15 protein-coding genes are annotated in these 16,719 nt (G+C 52.8%); 5 read left to right on the forward strand and 10 right to left on the reverse strand.

Annotated features, from left to right (window positions below):
* Positions 1–42: 42 nt before the first annotated feature.
* Together ahpF and ahpC are read right to left on the reverse strand one after the other, a co-directional pair.
* Positions 43–1,608, reverse strand: coding sequence for an alkyl hydroperoxide reductase subunit F (gene ahpF / locus FDW98_RS02570; RefSeq protein ID WP_096757919.1), 1,566 nt, complete (start codon positions 1,606–1,608; stop codon positions 43–45).
* A gap of 241 nt (positions 1,609–1,849) precedes the next feature.
* Positions 1,850–2,413: an alkyl hydroperoxide reductase subunit C gene (gene ahpC / locus FDW98_RS02575; RefSeq protein WP_096757920.1), complete on the reverse strand. Its 564-nt coding sequence runs from the start codon at positions 2,411–2,413 to the stop codon at positions 1,850–1,852.
* A 371-nt stretch (positions 2,414–2,784) separates the two neighbouring features.
* Between ahpC and dsbG the strand changes: the two genes are divergently transcribed.
* The 4 genes from dsbG (at position 2,785) to FDW98_RS02595 (ending at position 6,630) form a co-directional block, all read left to right on the forward strand.
* On the forward strand, positions 2,785–3,531 hold the full coding sequence (dsbG, locus tag FDW98_RS02580; RefSeq protein ID WP_096757921.1) for a thiol:disulfide interchange protein DsbG: 747 nt from the start codon (positions 2,785–2,787) through the stop codon (positions 3,529–3,531).
* A gap of 204 nt (positions 3,532–3,735) precedes the next feature.
* Positions 3,736–4,641 carry a LysR family transcriptional regulator gene (locus FDW98_RS02585; protein WP_096757922.1) on the forward strand — a complete coding sequence of 302 codons (906 nt, stop codon included), beginning with the start codon at positions 3,736–3,738 and terminating at the stop codon, positions 4,639–4,641.
* Between the two features lie 163 nt (positions 4,642–4,804).
* On the forward strand, positions 4,805–6,028 hold the full coding sequence (locus FDW98_RS02590; RefSeq protein WP_096757923.1) for a phosphoadenosine phosphosulfate reductase: 1,224 nt from the start codon (positions 4,805–4,807) through the stop codon (positions 6,026–6,028).
* Positions 6,013–6,630, forward strand: a complete 618-nt coding sequence (locus tag FDW98_RS02595) for a ParB/RepB/Spo0J family partition protein (RefSeq protein ID WP_096757924.1) — start codon at positions 6,013–6,015, stop codon at positions 6,628–6,630. The genes FDW98_RS02590 and FDW98_RS02595 overlap by 16 nt, the downstream gene beginning before the upstream one ends.
* Here the strand turns inward: FDW98_RS02595 and FDW98_RS02600 are convergent, their stop codons facing one another.
* Positions 6,631–7,791, reverse strand: coding sequence for a pyridoxal phosphate-dependent aminotransferase (locus tag FDW98_RS02600; RefSeq protein ID WP_096757925.1), 1,161 nt, complete (start codon positions 7,789–7,791; stop codon positions 6,631–6,633).
* 132 nt (positions 7,792–7,923) lie between these two features.
* On the opposite strand from FDW98_RS02600, the gene FDW98_RS02605 reads away from it, so the two are divergent.
* Positions 7,924–9,012, forward strand: a complete 1,089-nt coding sequence (locus tag FDW98_RS02605; RefSeq protein WP_096757926.1) for an oxidoreductase — start codon at positions 7,924–7,926, stop codon at positions 9,010–9,012.
* 111 nt (positions 9,013–9,123) lie between these two features.
* Here the strand turns inward: FDW98_RS02605 and FDW98_RS02610 are convergent, their stop codons facing one another.
* The 7 genes from FDW98_RS02610 to entC all read right to left on the reverse strand — a co-directional run bounded on the left by FDW98_RS02610 (position 9,124) and on the right by entC (position 16,535).
* Positions 9,124–9,321, reverse strand: a complete 198-nt coding sequence (locus tag FDW98_RS02610; RefSeq protein ID WP_096757928.1) for a YbdD/YjiX family protein — start codon at positions 9,319–9,321, stop codon at positions 9,124–9,126.
* A gap of 63 nt (positions 9,322–9,384) precedes the next feature.
* On the reverse strand, positions 9,385–11,490 hold the full coding sequence (cstA, locus tag FDW98_RS02615) for a pyruvate/proton symporter CstA (protein WP_096757929.1): 2,106 nt from the start codon (positions 11,488–11,490) through the stop codon (positions 9,385–9,387).
* A gap of 184 nt (positions 11,491–11,674) precedes the next feature.
* Positions 11,675–12,088, reverse strand: coding sequence for a proofreading thioesterase EntH (entH, locus tag FDW98_RS02620; protein WP_096759451.1), 414 nt, complete (start codon positions 12,086–12,088; stop codon positions 11,675–11,677).
* A gap of 2 nt (positions 12,089–12,090) precedes the next feature.
* On the reverse strand, positions 12,091–12,846 hold the full coding sequence (gene entA / locus FDW98_RS02625; RefSeq protein WP_096757930.1) for a 2,3-dihydro-2,3-dihydroxybenzoate dehydrogenase EntA: 756 nt from the start codon (positions 12,844–12,846) through the stop codon (positions 12,091–12,093).
* Positions 12,846–13,703 (reverse strand): isochorismatase, encoded by an 858-nt coding sequence (locus FDW98_RS02630; protein ID WP_096757931.1) that lies wholly within the window; start codon positions 13,701–13,703, stop codon positions 12,846–12,848. The genes entA and FDW98_RS02630 overlap by 1 nt, the downstream gene beginning before the upstream one ends.
* 12 nt (positions 13,704–13,715) lie before the next feature.
* Positions 13,716–15,326, reverse strand: coding sequence for a (2,3-dihydroxybenzoyl)adenylate synthase EntE (entE, locus tag FDW98_RS02635; RefSeq protein WP_096757932.1), 1,611 nt, complete (start codon positions 15,324–15,326; stop codon positions 13,716–13,718).
* Positions 15,327–15,359: 33 nt separating this feature from the next.
* Positions 15,360–16,535, reverse strand: a complete 1,176-nt coding sequence (entC, locus tag FDW98_RS02640) for an isochorismate synthase EntC (protein ID WP_096757933.1) — start codon at positions 16,533–16,535, stop codon at positions 15,360–15,362.
* Between the last annotated feature and the right edge of the window lie 184 nt (positions 16,536–16,719).

Genomic DNA, 16,719 nt, shown 5'->3' on the forward strand with positions numbered 1-16,719 from the left:
ACCTCAGGCATTTTCCTTCTTTTGCAGGTGAGTCTTACTTTCTTATTGTACGGTAGAGCGAATCAGGTAATCAAAGGCGCTCAGTGAGGCTTTTGCACCTTCGCCGGTAGCTATGATTATCTGTTTGTACGGCACGGTGGTGCAGTCACCCGCAGCGAAAACCCCTTTCACGCTGGTTTCACATTTGGCATCAATAATGATTTCGCCCATGCGATTACGCTCAACGGCACCTTCCAGCCAGTTGGTGTTTGGCAGCAGGCCAATCTGCACAAAAATACCCGCCAGTTCCACATTGTGGACGTCGCCGCTGACGCGATCGCGGTATTCCAGACCGGTCACCTTGCTACCGTCACCCTTCACTTCAGTAGTTTGCGCATTCAGAATAATGTCGACGTTTTTCAGGCTACGCACTTTATTTTGCAGAACCTGATCAGCCTTCATTTCCGGCGCAAACTCAAGCAACGTCACATGTTCAACGATACCGGCCAGATCGATAGCCGCTTCAACGCCCGAGTTACCGCCGCCAATCACCGCCACGCGTTTGCCTTTAAACAGTGGGCCATCACAGTGCGGGCAATAGGTTACGCCTTTGGTCCGATACTTATCTTCGCCCGGTACGTTCATGTTGCGCCATTTGGCACCGGTGGCAATAATAATGCTGCGTGCCTTTAGCAACGCGCCGGAGGCCGTTTCAATCTGGTGCAAGCCGCCTTCCTGCGCAGCAGGAACCAGCTTGCTGGCGCTCTGGCTATCAATCACATCAACATCATAGTCATCAACGTGTGCTTTCAGTGCGCCTGCCAGTTTTTGACCTTCGGTTTTCGGCACCGAAATATAGTTTTCGATATCAACGGTATCCAGCACCTGACCGCCAAAGCGTTCACCCATCAGGCCGGTACGAATACCTTTACGCGCGGAATACACTGCCGCCGCCGCCCCTGCAGGCCCCGAACCGACGATCAGCACATCATAGGCATCACGTTTATTCAGCTCTTCTGCCGCGCGCTTCTCAGCGCCGGTATCGACTTTAGCGACGATTTCCGTCAGCGTCATTCGCCCCTGACCAAACTCTTTGCCGTTCATATACACGGCCGGAACACCCATCACGTTGCGATCGGTAATCTCATTTTGGAAAGTACCGCCATCAATCGCCGTATGCTTGATACGCGGATTCAGCACCGACATCAGGTTCAGCGCCTGTACCACGTCCGGACAGTTGTGGCAGGACAGTGAATAATAGGTTTCAAACTCAAAATCGCCATCGAGATCGCGGATCTGTTCCAGCAGAGACTGCGCTTCTTTTGACGGATGACCGCCGGTCCACAGCAGCGCCAGAACCAGAGACGTAAACTCGTGGCCCAGCGGGGACCCGGCAAAACGCGGCCCCTGATGAGAACCTGGATTGGTGATCAAAAACGATGGTTTACGTACCGCCAGCGTGTTGTCCTCTTTAAAGGTCACTTTCTCTGACAGTTCAGCAATTTCAGCCAGCAGTTCCTTGATTTCTGCCGATTTCGCGCTGTCATCCAGCGTAGCAATCAGCTCAACAGGTTTGGTCAGTTTCTCAAGGTAAGCCCTGAGCTGGGTTTTCATATTTGTGTCGAGCATTGTTCTTCCCTCTCTGAAAACATCATCATGCAAGCCGATTTCACGGGACTGCATCAATGCAACTTGCGTCATGATGCTGGAATAAAATGGGCGCGCCTGCGCCCATGACTGACGTCATTTCCTAAGTATTTCGCGTCAGAGCAAGGCGGCTAGCCTGATAATCCCCGGGAGCTTACAGAAGTAAGTGACCGGGGTAAGCAGGTGACGCCAACACGGCTATGACGTGAAAGACGACGGAAATTTAGATTTTACCGACCAGGTCCAGGGATGGCGCTAATGTAGCTTCACCCTCTTTCCACTTCGCCGGGCACACTTCGCCAGGGTGAGAAGCGACATACTGCGCGGCTTTAATTTTACGCAGCAGGTCAGACGCATCGCGGCCGATACCTTCAGCGGTAACTTCGATCGCCTGGATGATACCCTGCGGGTCAACAACGAACGTTGCGCGGTCAGCCAGACCTTCATCTTCACGCATGTTGTCGAAGTTACGGGTCAGGGAGCCAGTCGGGTCACCGATCATCGCGTATTTGATTTTGGCGATGGTGTCAGAGCTGCTGTGCCAGGCTTTATGCGTAAAGTGGGTATCGGTAGAGACAGAGTAAACGTCTACGCCCAGCTTCTGCAGTTCTTCGTAATGGTCTGCCACGTCGCCGAGTTCAGTCGGGCATACGAACGTAAAATCAGCCGGGTAGAAGAAGAAAACACTCCAACGACCTTCGATATCTTTCTCGGTAACTTCGATGAACTCACCGTTTTTGAACGCCTGGTTTTTGAAAGGTTTAATTTTGGTATTAATCAAAGACATCTGTACTTCCTCCGTGTTTTCGTTGAGGGATAAGTTAACGAAAATCTTTCATCAGGGCTAATGCGTTTCCTTTATCAAATCAATAAGCGTTAACTAACAACCGACTCAACAAAATGTTGTGAAACCGTAGCAAAAAGTAAAAAGGCCCCCTTTGCAGGGAGCCCATTACCCGAGTTACCCGCAGATAACTTCAGTGCCAGCGGACTGGCTAAGTGTTGCGCTCTACATTACCTTAACAAAGGTTGTAACAGCGATTGGGATTACATCACCCCACTCAAGAAAGGGCAATCGACAGACCGTCGGTCTTACCTATGGCTGTGATAGGTTTTGCAATTCAGCCCCCTTTCCTTTTGATTTTATAAGGAAAATCAATGTTTAAACGTACATTACTCTTCGCTTTGCTCCCTGCCGTCGTGCACGCCGAAGAACTCCCTGCCCCGGTAAAAGCCATCGAAAAACAGGGCATTACCATCCTCAAGCCGTTTGACGCGCCAGCGGGAATGAAAGGTTACCTGGGAAAATACCAGGATATGGGAGTGACTATCTATGTCACGCCTGACGGGAAACACGCCATTTCCGGCTACATGTATAATGAAAAAGGCGAAAACCTCAGTAATACATTGATAGAAAAAGAAATCTATGCACCTGCAGGCCGTGAAATGTGGCAGCGCATGGAAAAAGCGTCGTGGATTCTGGACGGAAAAAAAGACGCGCCGATAATTGTCTATGTTTTCGCCGATCCCTTCTGCCCGTATTGCAAACAATTTTGGCAACAGGCACGTCCATGGGTTGATTCAGGAAAAGTACAACTCCGGACATTGTTGGTCGGCGTAATCAAGCCCGAGAGTCCGGCAACCGCCGCAGCAATTCTGGCCAGCAAAGATCCGGCTAAAACATGGCATGACTATGAGGCCTCTGGCGGTAAACTCACGCTGAAAATGCCAGAGACGCCCCCTTCCGAGCAGCTGAAGGTATTGAATATCAACCAAAAATTGATGGATGACTTGGGCGCTAACGTCACGCCGGCAATCTACTACATGAACAAAGACAACACATTACAACAGGCCGTCGGGCTGCCAGATAAGGAAAAACTGGACATGATAATGGGTAATAACTAAAACTAATATTATGAGTGATTGTTATCGTTCTCATTTCAATCACTCATGATGCATTTTCTACTCGTCAAATTAATACTGACTGTGATACTTTAGTTTAAGTTAACTATTCATTAAGCGTATAAAAGATTCTTAAAAGAAATAATTTGCAATTCAAATATATAAAAATGAAATATTTCCACATAAAATAACAATGAGAATATACATATGGCTAACCTCTATGACCTTAAAAAATTCGATCTCAACCTATTGGTTATTTTTGAGTGCATTTATCAACATTTGAGTATCAGTAAGGCTGCCGAAACACTGTATATCACTCCCTCAGCCGTAAGTCAGTCATTGCAGCGATTACGCACCCAGTTTAATGACCCTCTTTTTATTCGTTCTGGTAAGGGGATCACCCCAACCGTAACCGGGGTTAATCTGCACCATCATCTTGAGCAGAATTTAAATAATCTGGAACAAACGATAAACATCATGCATAGTTCCAGCCTGAAAAAGAAGTTTGTTATTTATAGTCCACAACTTGCAACCAGCTTAAATATAAAAGAACTGATTCATCTCCTCAGAGAAGACTCTGATATCGAAATTGAACATCATGATATATTAATGACTGCAGAAACGGCTGAAAGTATATTAGCCTATCGGAAAGCCGATTTGGTCGCCACGATCGCACCTGTGCATAATCGTTCCATAATCTGTACTCCGTTCAAAACCATTGAAAATATATTGGTTTGCAGTGGTGATCACCCTAGAGTAAATAATTCAAGCACACTTAAGCAAATACTGGAAGAACAGTTTACGCTTTTTATATCTGAAGAACAGGGTATAAAAGAACATCGGTCAAAAATCAGCGAGATCTTGGTCAACCGCAATATAGGTTTTAGTAGCAACTCTCTGGTATCAATCATCAACGTCATTGCCAGTACAGATATTATTGGCGCCATCCCCAAGGTAATTTTTGAGTCCTATGCTCATATTTTCAACCTAAAAGAGATCGACATTGGTATTAAACTGCCATCTGCTGAACTCTTTTTAATGTATAATCGAGCTTCTCTTAACAACAGCAGCTTTGCCGAATATATAAAAAGGATAACATCAGATAACGTATGACTTGATATTATTTAATGGCAACAAAACACATTCACAATATGAATGAAAAACAATAAATAAGCACGTGCGTAAATAATTAAAGATCACTTACATGTAAACTGGTATATCTTATTACAACCATCTATTATGCATATAAATAATAAAAATCTGGCCTAACCTAAATATGTCTATTTATAAAATACCGCTAAGTCAAGATGTGCTTGAAGCCGCTCAGCAACGCATCGCGTGGACGCTGGAAACGCTACCGCGCATTTGTGTTTCATTATCAGGTGGCAAGGATTCAGGGGTGATGTTGCATCTGACGGCCACACTGGCTCGTCAGATGAATAAAAAAATTCACGTATTATTTATCGACTGGGAGGCCCAGTTTTCCTGCACTATCGACTATGTGCAGGCATTGCGCGAACATTACTCCGACGTTATTGAACGGTTTTATTGGGTCGCCTTGCCGTTAACCACGCAAAATTCACTCTCTCAATTTCAGCCGGAATGGCAGTGCTGGGAGCCGAATACGCAATGGGTTCGCCAACCGCCAGCAGATGCCATTACCGATCCCGAGTTCTTCCATTTCTATCGGACCGGAATGACCTTTGAACAATTCGTTCGCGAGTTCGCTGACTGGTTTTCAGAAAAGCGGCCGGCCGCAATGCTGGTCGGGATCCGTGCCGACGAGTCCTATAACCGTTTTGTCGCGATTGCCAATTCGCATAAACAGCGATTTGGCGATGATAAACCCTGGACCACCGCCGCGCCTGGGGGACATACCTGGTACATTTATCCCATCTATGATTGGAAAACGGCCGATATCTGGACCTGGTTTGCTAAAACCAATATGGCATGCAACCCCTTGTATAACCTGATGTACCAGGCCGGTGTCCCGACGCGATACATGCGCATTTGCGAGCCCTTTGGCCCGGAACAACGCCAGGGCCTTTGGCTCTATCACGTTATTGAACCGCAGCGATGGGCAGCCATGTGCGCCCGCGTGAGCGGCGTTAAAAGTGGGGGTATTTATGCCGGTCATGACAACCATTTTTACGGACACCGGAAAATATTAAAACCGGAACATTTAAGCTGGCAAGAATACGCCATGCTGCTACTAAACAGCATGCCAGAACAGACAGCTGAGCACTATCGCAACAAAATCGCCGTCTATATTCAGTGGTATAAGAAAAAAGGTATGACCGATATCCCGCAAAATCAAGACGCTGATATTGGGTCCAAAGATATCCCCTCATGGCGACGAATCTGCAAAGTCCTGCTGAATAATGATTACTGGTGTCGGGCGCTTTCTTTTAGTCCAACAAAGTCAAAAAGCTACCAACGCTATAGCGAACGCATGAAAACAAAACGTCAGGAATGGGGGATTTTATGCAACAACGATTAACACAAGAGCTCCTCGGTTTTCTTTCTGAACTCCCCGAAAAAGAGCGAATTGAGGCCATAAATGAATTCAGAATAGCCATCCACAGCGTCAGTCCTTTTCGCGAAGAGCCGGTAGATTGTGTGTTATGGGTCGAAGGCAATCATATTACGCCTAACGACTACAACCCTAATAACGTGGCACCGCCGGAGAAAAGACTGCTGCTGAAATCCATCGAGGCAGATGGATTTACCCAACCCATCGTTGTGGTTCACTCAACGGAAGAAGAATATGAAATCATTGATGGTTTTCATCGACATGAATTAGGCAAAAGCAAACCCTCGCTGAGATCCCGACTAAAAGGTTATTTACCCATCACCTGCTTGCAGCGTGAACGCCATGAACGCATGGCGGCAACGATTCGTCACAACCGTGCTCGCGGACGGCATCAAATCCATGCCATGTCTGAAATTGTCCGTGAATTATCACTCCTCGGCTGGAGTGAAGAAAAAATCGGTAAAGACCTCGGGATGGACAGTGATGAGGTATTACGTCTCAAGCAAATCAACGGTCTGCAAGAATTGTTCGCCGACCGCCGATTCTCCAAAGCCTGGACGGTGAAGTAATTACAGCGCGGCCAGGCGTTCTGCTGCCGCCAACAGCGTCGATTCCTGCTTGGCAAAACACAGGCGAATCAACTTGTGTGGGAAAGGATCGGCGCAAAAAACTGACAGAGGGATCGCTGCTACCCCCACCTCTTTGGTCAGCCACTGGCAAAACGCCACATCATCGAGATCCGAGACAGCACTGTAATCGATCAGCAAAAAATACGTCCCTTCGCAGGGCAAAATGTCCAAACGACTGTCACGGAGCGCGTTCACCAGCACATCACGTTTTCGCTGATAAAACGCGGGCAGGTCGCGGTAATGCGTTGGGTCGGCCCGCAGCATATCCGCCAGTGCCAACTGCGCTGGCGTATTTACCGAGAAGGTCAAATACTGGTGTACTTTACGTAATTCGACGCTGATGTTTTTTGGCGCCACACAATACCCAACCTTCCATCCGGTCATATGGTAGGTTTTGCCGAATGATGAGACCGCAACCGCACGCTCGCGCAGCTGCGGATGTGCCAGCACGCTGGCATGCCCTTGCGCGGCAAAGCAGATGTGTTCATAGACTTCATCGCTTACCACAAAAATATCGCGTGCTTTAATGGCCTGCCACAGCGCATCAAAGTCTGCTTTTTGCCAGACGGTGGCAGAGGGGTTATGCGGTGTGTTGAGGATCACCAGTCGGGTCCTGTCGCTCAACAACGCGGTAAATGCCTGCCAGTCCACGCGAAAAGATGGCGGCTGCAGCGCGATACGTTTAACCACGCCGCCAGATAGCGCCACCGCGGGCGCATAGCTGTCATAGCTCGGGTCAAAACAAATCACCTCATCGCCGGGTCGCACTAAGGCCGTAATCGCCGAGTACAGTGCTTCCGTCGCTCCCGCCGTCACCGTAACCTCACTGCCAGCATCCGGTTTGTAGCCATATAACTCGGCGGTTTTATCGGCGATAGCTTCACGCAGCGGCTGCACACCCGTCATGGGGGCATATTGGTTCGCCCCTTGCGCTACATGGTACGCCAGGCGTTCTTGCAGATAGTGCGGGCCGTCAAAATCCGGGAATCCCTGCGACAGGTTAATCGCCTGATGTTCCTGTGCCAGGGCGCTCATTTGCGAGAATATGGTAGTGCCTAAATTGGGGAGTTTGCTTTGCACAATCAGCGAGTTATTACTCATTATTGTTATCCTGACGTGTGATGTTGTGGTTGAAGCCACTATAACACGATGTTAGTATTTGGCAATCAAGACGTTTAGACGTCTATATAAAAATAACCTGCGTGGACAGGACAGCCAAAAGGACAACACAACATGAGTCAGAGCGAAATTCGCGTCGTCGTCGGCCCGGCCAATTACTTTTCCCATACTGGCAGCCTGTCCAGACTGCATGATTTCTTCACCGCCGACATACTGTCGCGCGCCGTCTGGGTGTATGGCGAGCGTGCTATCGCCGCTGCCCGTCCCTATCTGCCTGGCGCATTTAATTGTGACGGGGCAAAGCACCTGCTGTTTACCGGTCATTGCAGCGAAACAGACGTTCAGCAACTGGCAGAAGATGCCGGTGATCACCGCAGCGTGGTGATTGGTGTGGGCGGCGGCACATTACTCGACACCGCCAAAGCGCTGGCCCGTCGTCTCGGTTTGCCTTTCGTGGCGATCCCAACCATTGCCGCGACCTGTGCGGCCTGGACGCCGCTCTCCGTGTGGTACAACGATGCCGGTCAGGCGCTGCACTTCGACATTTTCGATGACGCCAACTTTCTGGTGCTGGTGGAGCCGCAGATAATCCTCAATGCACCAGAGGAATACTTACTGGCGGGCATCGGCGACACGCTGGCGAAGTGGTACGAAGCAGTCGTGCTGGCACCGCAGCCCGAAACGTTGCCGCTGACCGTGCGCCTGGGGATTAACGGCGCGCTGGCTATTCGCGACGTGCTGCTGCAATACAGCGAGCAGGCGCTGGCTGATAAAAAGCAGGGGAAACTGAGTCAGGCGTTTTGTGATGTGGTGGATGCCATCATTGCCGGCGGCGGCATGGTGGGCGGTCTGGGCGAGCGTTACACCCGCGTGGCGGCGGCACATTCAGTGCATAACGGTCTGACGGTGCTCCCGCAGACGGAGGCGTTTTTACACGGTACCAAAGTGGCCTACGGCATCCTGGTACAGAGTGCGCTGCTGGGGCAAGACGATGTACTGGCTCAACTCACTTCAGCCTACCAGCGTTTCAATTTACCCACCCGGTTGGCCCAGTTAGACGTGGATATCAATAACCGTGCTGAGATCGATAAGGTGATTGCGCACACGCTGCGCCCGGTGGAATCCATTCACGCACTGCCGGTCACGTTAACGCCAGAAACCCTGCGCGCGGCGTTTGAGAAGGTGGAGTCGTTTACGGTGTGAGTGCGATGTGGGTTACCTGATAGTGGGTTGCCTGATGGCGGCTTCGCCTTATCAGGCCTACGCAATGCGGTGTTGTAGGCCGGATAAGCGCCAGCGCCATCCGGCAAAAAATCAACAGCACTTCGCCCCGCCTTTGCCCCCATAGCGCGCATCCTGACGCTCACGGAAGAATTCTTCGTAGGTCATCGGCGCCTGCTCTGGATGCGTGACGCGCATATGCTCAACATAGTTGTCATAATCCGGCACGCCAATCATCAGGCGGGCGGTTTGACCTAAATATTTCCCGGCTTTTGCGAGTGTTTCAAACATAGTCATTCCCTGTCATACAAACGCCCTCCCCGCTGCGGAGAGGGCTTGTGGGTTATGAGAATATTAGTGCGCGCCTTTCGCCTGCGCCACGATCTCTTCGACATTCTCTGGCATCGGTTCGTACGGCGTTTCTTTTGACGTCGGTTTGTCCTCTTTCAGCGCGGCCCTCGCCGTTTTAATGGCGAACAGACCCAGAACCACCACCACCACCATGAAGAAGATGGTCAGTCCAGCATCCAGACGGTTGTTAAACACCAATTGTGAAAGCTGCGACTGGGTGTATTGCGCCGGAATGTTACCGCTGTCGATCATCGCCTGGAACTTGTTGGCGATCGCCAGGAAGCCAATTTTGGTATCCGGGCTAAACGCTTTCTGCCAGCCGGCGGTCAGAGTACAAATCAGCAGCCAGGCGGTTGGCACCAGCGCCACCCATGCGTAGCGCTGACGTTTCATCTTGAACAGTACCACCGCACACAGCATCAGCGCCATGCCAGCCAGCATCTGGTTGGCGATACCAAACAGCGGCCACAGGGTGTTGATACCGCCTAATGGATCCACCACGCCCTGGTGCAGGAAGTAACCCCAGGCCAGCACGCACAGCGCCGTTGCCAACAGGTTCGCAGGCAGTGAATCAGTACGCTTCAGGCCTGGTGACACCACGCCCAACAGGTCCTGCAACATAAAGCGTGCAGCACGCGTACCGGCATCGACCGCGGTCAGAATAAACAGGGCTTCGAACAGAATAGCGAAGTGATACCAGAACGACACATCCATCATGCCACCCAGCGCACCGTGCAGAATGTACGCCATCCCTACCGCCAGCGTAGGCGCACCGCCCGCACGAGAAATAATGGATTGCTCGCCCACTTCGTTAGCGATTTGATGCAGGGTATCCGGGGTAATGGCAAAGCCCCAGCTACTGACCACCTGCGCCGCAGAAGCGACCACATCCACCGTGCCTGCAGGTGCCAGCACCGCCATCGGGCTGTTCATCGCAAAGTACACGCCCGGATCGATGATACACGCAGAGACCAGCGCCATGATGGCGACAAAGGACTCCATCAGCATCCCGCCGTAGCCGATAAAACAAGCCTGCCCTTCATTTGCCAGCATCTTCGGCGTGGTGCCGGACGCAATCAGCGCATGGAAGCCAGAAACTGCCCCGCAGGCAATGGTAATAAACAGGAATGGGAACAGGTTGCCCGTCCACACCGGACCGGTACCGTCAACGAATTTGGTCAGCGCAGGCATGGTCAGCGTTGGACGCATGATCAGAATGCCCACCGCCAGGCCGACAATGGTACCAATTTTCAGGAAGGTAGACAGGTAGTCACGCGGTGCCAGCAGCAGCCACACCGGCAGCACGGCGGCCACGAAGCCGTAACCCACCAGCATCCAGGTCAGCTGTACACCGGTAAAGTCAAAGTACGGTGCCCAGGTTGGGCTTTCAGCCACCCAGCCGCCGGAAATAATGGCAAACACCAGGAATACCAGGCCGATAATCGACACCTCACCAATGCGACCCGGACGCAGATAGCGCAGGTAAATGCCCATAAAGATCGCCAGCGGGATGGTAAACGCTACGGTGTAGGTTCCCCACGGGCTGTGGGTCAGCGCTTTCACGACGATCATCGCCAACACCGCGAGTATAATCACCATGATCATAAAACAGGCCACCAGCGCAATCACGCCCGCCGTTGGGCCCATCTCTTCTTTCACCAGTTCGCCCAGGGAACGGCCATCGCGACGGGTGGAGACAAACAGCACCATAAAGTCCTGCACCGCGCCCGCCAGCACCACCCCGGCCAAAAGCCAGATCATGCCCGGCAGATAGCCCATTTGCGCTGCCAGCACCGGTCCGACTAACGGACCCGCTCCGGCAATCGCCGCAAAATGGTGGCCAAACAACACTTTTTTATCGGTAGGAACGTAATCCAGACCGTCGTTATGCCGCACGGCTGGCGTCATACGCGTCGGGTCCAGTGCCAGCACATTTTTCGCAATGTACAGGCCATAAAAACGGTAGGCAATAAGATAAACACAGACCGACGCCACCACAATCCACAGCGCGTTGATCTGTTCACCACGGTTTAACGCAATATATCCCAGGGCAAATGCTCCGATAACGGAGAGCAATGTCCAGAGAAGGTATTTCCCTGATTTATTCATGGTTGTTGTCCGTTTGCGTGATCCAGAAAGATGTTACATTTTGTTTCTATAACACCTTTCCTGAATTTAACAACCTGACAACCACATAAACCCGAGACTCTACTGACTATTTACATTGCATTGTTAACTAGATCACTCCATTTACCTGTTAAGCCTGCAATTTCATTTTACGTTGTCGGCAATGTCACCCCATCACCGCCGTGCCTAAACGACAGGTACAGCAGCGCCGTCCCTGCTCATCAAAAATCACAATTTCCCAGCTTTGGCTCTGTCGCCCAAGATGCAGCGGTTGGCAGACACCGCGTACTTTTCCCTGCGATACCGCACGATGGTGGGTAGCATTGAGTTCCGTACCGACCACGCACTGTCCGTCACGGGTCATCAGGTAACCCGCCATCGATCCCAGCGTTTCCGCCAGTGCCGCCGACGCGCCGCCGTGCAGCAAACCAAACGGCTGATGGGTACGATGGTCCACCGGCATTTCAGCTTCCAACGCGTCATCGCCCAGCCGGGTATAGACCACGCCTAAATGCGCCACCAACGTGTTCTGGCTGGTGGCATTGAGTTCATCGAGCGTGAGGTGTCGTTTCCAGATCATCATTACGCTCCCAGCGTCGAGCCGCCGTCCACCACGATATCCTGCAAGGTGATATGGCTGGCCAGATCGGAGGCGAGAAATAAGACAGTGTTGGCGATTTCCTGCGGACGAGCAATCTTACCCAACGGAATGCCAAGCTTAAACTGCTCGCCAAACCCGCGAATACGCTGCTGTTCGGCGTCGTCACTGACCCACAACGTACGTTGCATATCGGTGTCGGTAGACCCCGGCGAAACCACATTACAGCGCACGCCACTCGTAGCCAGTTCCAGACCGACGGTCAATGCCAGGCTTTTCAGCGCGGCTTTTGACGCGCCGTAAGCGCTCATACCGATGCGTGGCGTATGTGCCGCATCCGATGCAACGGTGACTATCGCCCCGCCCTGCTGGCGGCGAAACTGCGCCATGGTGTGCTGAAACAGATTGAACGCGCCGCCCACATTGACGGCGAAAGTCTGCTGCCAGTCCTCAACGCTCAGCGCGTCGGTTGGCCCCATACGTAAAATCCCGGCGGCGTTGACCAGCACGTCCAGCCGCTCGGTATTCGCCAGCAAGCGCTCGCACACCTGCGCCACCTGCCGGGCATCCGCCACGTTCATCACCTCGGTGGCAAACGGATAGGCTTCACCATCAAACGCCAGATCAAAGCCGGTCACCCGCGCGCCCGCGTCGACAAACGCCAGCGCCGTGGTGTAACCAATGCCTTTTCCTGCACCAGTGATCCAGACGGTTTTGCCTGTGAAATCAAACCCAACCATTACTTCACCTCGCGGGAAAGCAGTTTCCACCAGGCGTTAATGGTCGGATTTTTTGCCAGCATCACGAAGTCGATATCGCCATGCACTTTACGCCAGCGGGCGGCCAGCGCCATCATACGTACCGAATCCAGACCGTAGTCGATCAGATTTTCGTCATCCTGCGGCTCATCGGATTCATCCAGCAATGGCAAAATTACGCTGCGTAGCGCCTCTTTACTGGCAGGCACCGGCGTTGGCAAGAGTTCCTGCGTCATCACCACCCGACCTGAGCGTCCGGCAACATATTTCAGCGACATCAGGTGTTCGTCGCGGCTAAAGTCAGCCAACGCATCGGCCACCATAAACGGCTTAATGTCGCGCATGAACGCGTCGGTTGCGGTGGTCATACAGCCAATATGCGCGTAGACACCGGTAATAATCAGCTGATTACGCCCGGTTTCTTTCAACATCTGTTCCAGCGGGGAGCGATGAAACGCGCTGTAGCGCCATTTCACCAGGAGGGTATCCGCTTCGTCCGGGGCCAGCGCGTCGACAATCTTCTGCTGTTCCGGCGAGCGCGTCAGCCCCGGTCCCCACATATCGTTCAACAGGGCACGGTCTTCATCGCTTTGATCTTTCGGCTGGGCGGTGTAATAGACCGGAATGTTATGCGCTTTGCAGTACTGGCGCAGCGCGGCGATATTGGCCACTACCTGCTCCATCATCGGGCAGTTATCGCCCCAAAAACCGATAAAATAGTCCTGCATGTCGTGGATCAGCAGCGCAGCACGCTCGGGTTCAAACGCCCAGTCAACTTTATTGGCGGGAACATCAAGCGCGGTGGGCAGCGCATAAGCCTGCAGTTTAGGAATTGCCATCTCTTTTCTCCTTCAGGCCAGTGAACGTGATGCCAGCCACTGACGTAATTGTTTTTTATCCACTTTCCCGACCGGGGTCAGCGGCAGCGACGCCACGCACTCGACGCGGTCCGGTAATTTGAACTCCGCCACGCCCTGCTCACGCAGGAAACGACGCACCTGAACTGCGCGCAGCGGTTCTTTCACCACCAGACAGGCACAGCTTTTCTCGCCCATCAACTCATCGTCCACGCTGACCAGCGCCGCATGAACCACCGCAGGGTGGCGCAGTAACAGGTTTTCTATCTCTTCGGCGGCGATCTTCTCCCCGCCCCGGTTGATCTGATCCTTCTCGCGCCCTTGTACGGTGATGTAACCATCATGATCGATGGCGATCAGGTCGCCTGAGCAGTAGAACCCGTTGGCATCAAAGGCGCTGGCGTTGTGTTCAGGGCTGTTGAAATAGCCGCGGAAGGTATACGGCCCGCGTGTCATCAGGCGTCCGGTCTCACCCTGCGGCAAAGGATTACCATCTGCATCGGCCACCCAGACCTCGTCATCCGGGCACATCGGGCGTCCCTGGGTATTGATGATTCGCTCAGGACTGTCGTCCAGACGGGTGTAGTTCACCAGCCCTTCCGCCATGCCGAAGACCTGCTGTAACTGACAGCCGATCTCTGCCGGAATACGGGCGGCAAGCGAAGCAGAAAGCCTCGCCCCACCGACCTGCAACAGTTTCAGCGATGCCAGTTGCGCATAACTGCCCCATTCTGCAATCGCCTGCAGCCACAGGCTTACCGCCGGGGGAACCAGCGCCGTGACGTTAACCTGATGCTTCTCAATCAGCGGGAAGCACAGTGTGGCGCTCGGGTCCGTCGCCAGCACCACGGTTCCACCGGCGAGGAACACGCCCAGCGCGCCCGGTGAGCTCATGGCGTAGTTATGCGCGGCCGGGATCGCACACAGATAGCGCGTTTCTTCGGTAAAATGGCAAATTTCGTTGCTGCGCCGCACGCTGTAGTAATAATCGTTATGGGTACGCGGGATCAGCTTCGGCGTCCCGGTGGTGCCACCGGAAAGTTGGAAATACGCTACTTCATCGGCAGGCGATGGCGTGGCGGTAAAATCGTGAGCAGGCTGGCTTATCGCATTTTGCAGGTTGTGTTCACCCTCGTCATTGAGCAGCAGCACCACGCGTAGCGAGCTGTGATCACTCACAAATGCGTTCAGGAAATCATCCGCAGCAAACAGCGCATGTGCGCGGTCAGCAATCAGCAACACCGGTTTGATTTGCGTCGCGTAGGCGTTGAGCTCAGTGCGTTGATGGCTGTACAACCCAAAAACCGGAGCCACGCCCAGCTTGAGCAGCGCAAAGAAGGTGATATACAGCTCCGCCACATTGCCCAACTGCACCAGCGCGGTTTCACCGGGTTTAATGCCCTGACGACGCAGGCTGCTGGCAAGATTGTCCGCTGCCTGGTTAAGCTGGCGGTAGCTCAGATGCCGCGCTCCATCAATCACCGCCGTATGGTCACTGTCGGCATGACGGGTCAGAATGTCGGTCAGCGGCAGATCCTGCCAGTAGCCTTTTTCACGGTAACGGCGGGCAAATTCTTCCGGCCAACGGGTGAAAGGAATACTCATTATCGCTCCTTAGAGGTCTGGTCAATAAGGCTCTTAATGCAGTCCAAAAACATTCAACATGGTCGAAAGCTTGGCACCCGTTTCACGCCATTCGGCAACCGGGGAAGAGGCAGGCACAATGCCGGCACCGGCGAAGAAACGCACCTGATTACGCAACAGCTTCGCGCAGCGGATCGTCACCACCCACTCGCCGTTGCCCTGTGCGTCACACCAGCCGACAATGCCGCCAAACAGTTCGCGATCGAACGGCTCCAGCTCGGCAATCAGTTTCTGCGCAACGTGATGTGGAAAACCGCTCAGCGCTGGCGTCGGATGCAGCAGGCAGGCCAGCGTCAGGGCGTTTTCCTGCGCGTTAGCTTGACCTTCAAATGGCGTACCGAGATGCCAGAGCGTGGGCGTGGTGACCAGTTGAGGAGAAGACGGCAGTTGCAGTTCACGGCTGCGATCGCGCAGTACCGTTTTCATAGCCTGCGTCACGAGATCGTGTTCATGGCGGTCTTTCTCAGAGGCCAGCAGGCGGATCCCGGCTTCTCTGTCCAACACGTCATCCGGCTGACGCCGCGCCGAACCCGCCAGTGGCAATGAACTGAAATGGTCACCGTCTTTACGTAACAGCAACTCCGGACTGGCGCCGATCAATACGCCGCCATCTTCGATCGGCACATGGAAGTTGTAACTTGCCGGATTTTGCGCCACCAGACGCTCCAGCAGCGCACCGCTGTCAATGTTGGCGTCGGCAGTGATATCGATCAGCCGCGACAGCACCACTTTGTCCACTTCCGGGGTGGCGGTCCGGGCCGCCGCCTGGGCGACCATGTGTTCAAATACGTCCTGTTCGGGAATCGCTTTACGTTCCACGACGCTCAGCGACTGATGCGCGGTAAAGTAGCGCGACGATTGTTGCTTCGCCGTGCGGGAGAAGCTCTGCCAGGACCGGGGGATAAACAGCGACGATGGCTGGCGGGTATCAAAGGGGATGGCCCCAACCATGATGGGATTAGCGATACCCTGCGATTTGGCATCGGCAAACAAGGCGTGCATTTTTTGCTGGAACGGGCTGTCCAGTGAATCCCCATCAACTGCCGGTTCCGCATAGCGGGCAAAGCATCCTGACGTCGTAAAGCTACGGTACGGCGACATAAAGAAAAAACTGTCGGGAGCAAGTGTTGCCATAGTCTGCGGTATTTCCTCGGCCAGTGACGTATCCATATCATCCTCCAAAAATGATAAAGGCTTTAATAATGATTATCATTTATATTTTCGGTCGCTAACCTAAAAGCAAAGCGCCGGTATGTCAACTCTTGCCGTCACACAATGTGCGACTTAGGCTTGCATCCCTGCCCACTAACAATGAAAATGAGAAGCATTAACCACATTGATAACAGGAAACTTA

It is taken from the genome of Citrobacter sp. wls711 (genome assembly GCF_005281055.1).
Lineage (GTDB): Bacteria > Pseudomonadota > Gammaproteobacteria > Enterobacterales > Enterobacteriaceae > Citrobacter > Citrobacter gillenii.

Bases quoted from the DNA above. Each gene is read 5' to 3' on its own strand.
- FDW98_RS02595 (WP_096757924.1), top strand. From the start codon at position 6,013: ATGCAACAACGATTAACACAAGAGCTCCTCGGTTTTCTTTCTGAACTC.
- entA (WP_096757930.1), bottom strand. From the start codon at position 12,846: ATGGTTGGGTTTGATTTCACAGGCAAAACCGTCTGGATCACTGGTGCA.
- FDW98_RS02585 (WP_096757922.1), top strand. From the start codon at position 3,736: ATGGCTAACCTCTATGACCTTAAAAAATTCGATCTCAACCTATTGGTT.
- entE (WP_096757932.1), bottom strand. From the start codon at position 15,326: ATGAGTATTCCTTTCACCCGTTGGCCGGAAGAATTTGCCCGCCGTTAC.
- FDW98_RS02590 (WP_096757923.1), top strand. From the start codon at position 4,805: ATGTCTATTTATAAAATACCGCTAAGTCAAGATGTGCTTGAAGCCGCT.
- FDW98_RS02605 (WP_096757926.1), top strand. From the start codon at position 7,924: ATGAGTCAGAGCGAAATTCGCGTCGTCGTCGGCCCGGCCAATTACTTT.
- dsbG (WP_096757921.1), top strand. From the start codon at position 2,785: ATGTTTAAACGTACATTACTCTTCGCTTTGCTCCCTGCCGTCGTGCAC.
- entH (WP_096759451.1), bottom strand. From the start codon at position 12,088: ATGATCTGGAAACGACACCTCACGCTCGATGAACTCAATGCCACCAGC.
- FDW98_RS02610 (WP_096757928.1), bottom strand. From the start codon at position 9,321: ATGTTTGAAACACTCGCAAAAGCCGGGAAATATTTAGGTCAAACCGCC.
- FDW98_RS02630 (WP_096757931.1), bottom strand. From the start codon at position 13,703: ATGGCAATTCCTAAACTGCAGGCTTATGCGCTGCCCACCGCGCTTGAT.
- ahpF (WP_096757919.1), bottom strand. From the start codon at position 1,608: ATGCTCGACACAAATATGAAAACCCAGCTCAGGGCTTACCTTGAGAAA.
- ahpC (WP_096757920.1), bottom strand. From the start codon at position 2,413: ATGTCTTTGATTAATACCAAAATTAAACCTTTCAAAAACCAGGCGTTC.
- entC (WP_096757933.1), bottom strand. From the start codon at position 16,535: ATGGATACGTCACTGGCCGAGGAAATACCGCAGACTATGGCAACACTT.
- cstA (WP_096757929.1), bottom strand. From the start codon at position 11,490: ATGAATAAATCAGGGAAATACCTTCTCTGGACATTGCTCTCCGTTATC.
- FDW98_RS02600 (WP_096757925.1), bottom strand. From the start codon at position 7,791: ATGAGTAATAACTCGCTGATTGTGCAAAGCAAACTCCCCAATTTAGGC.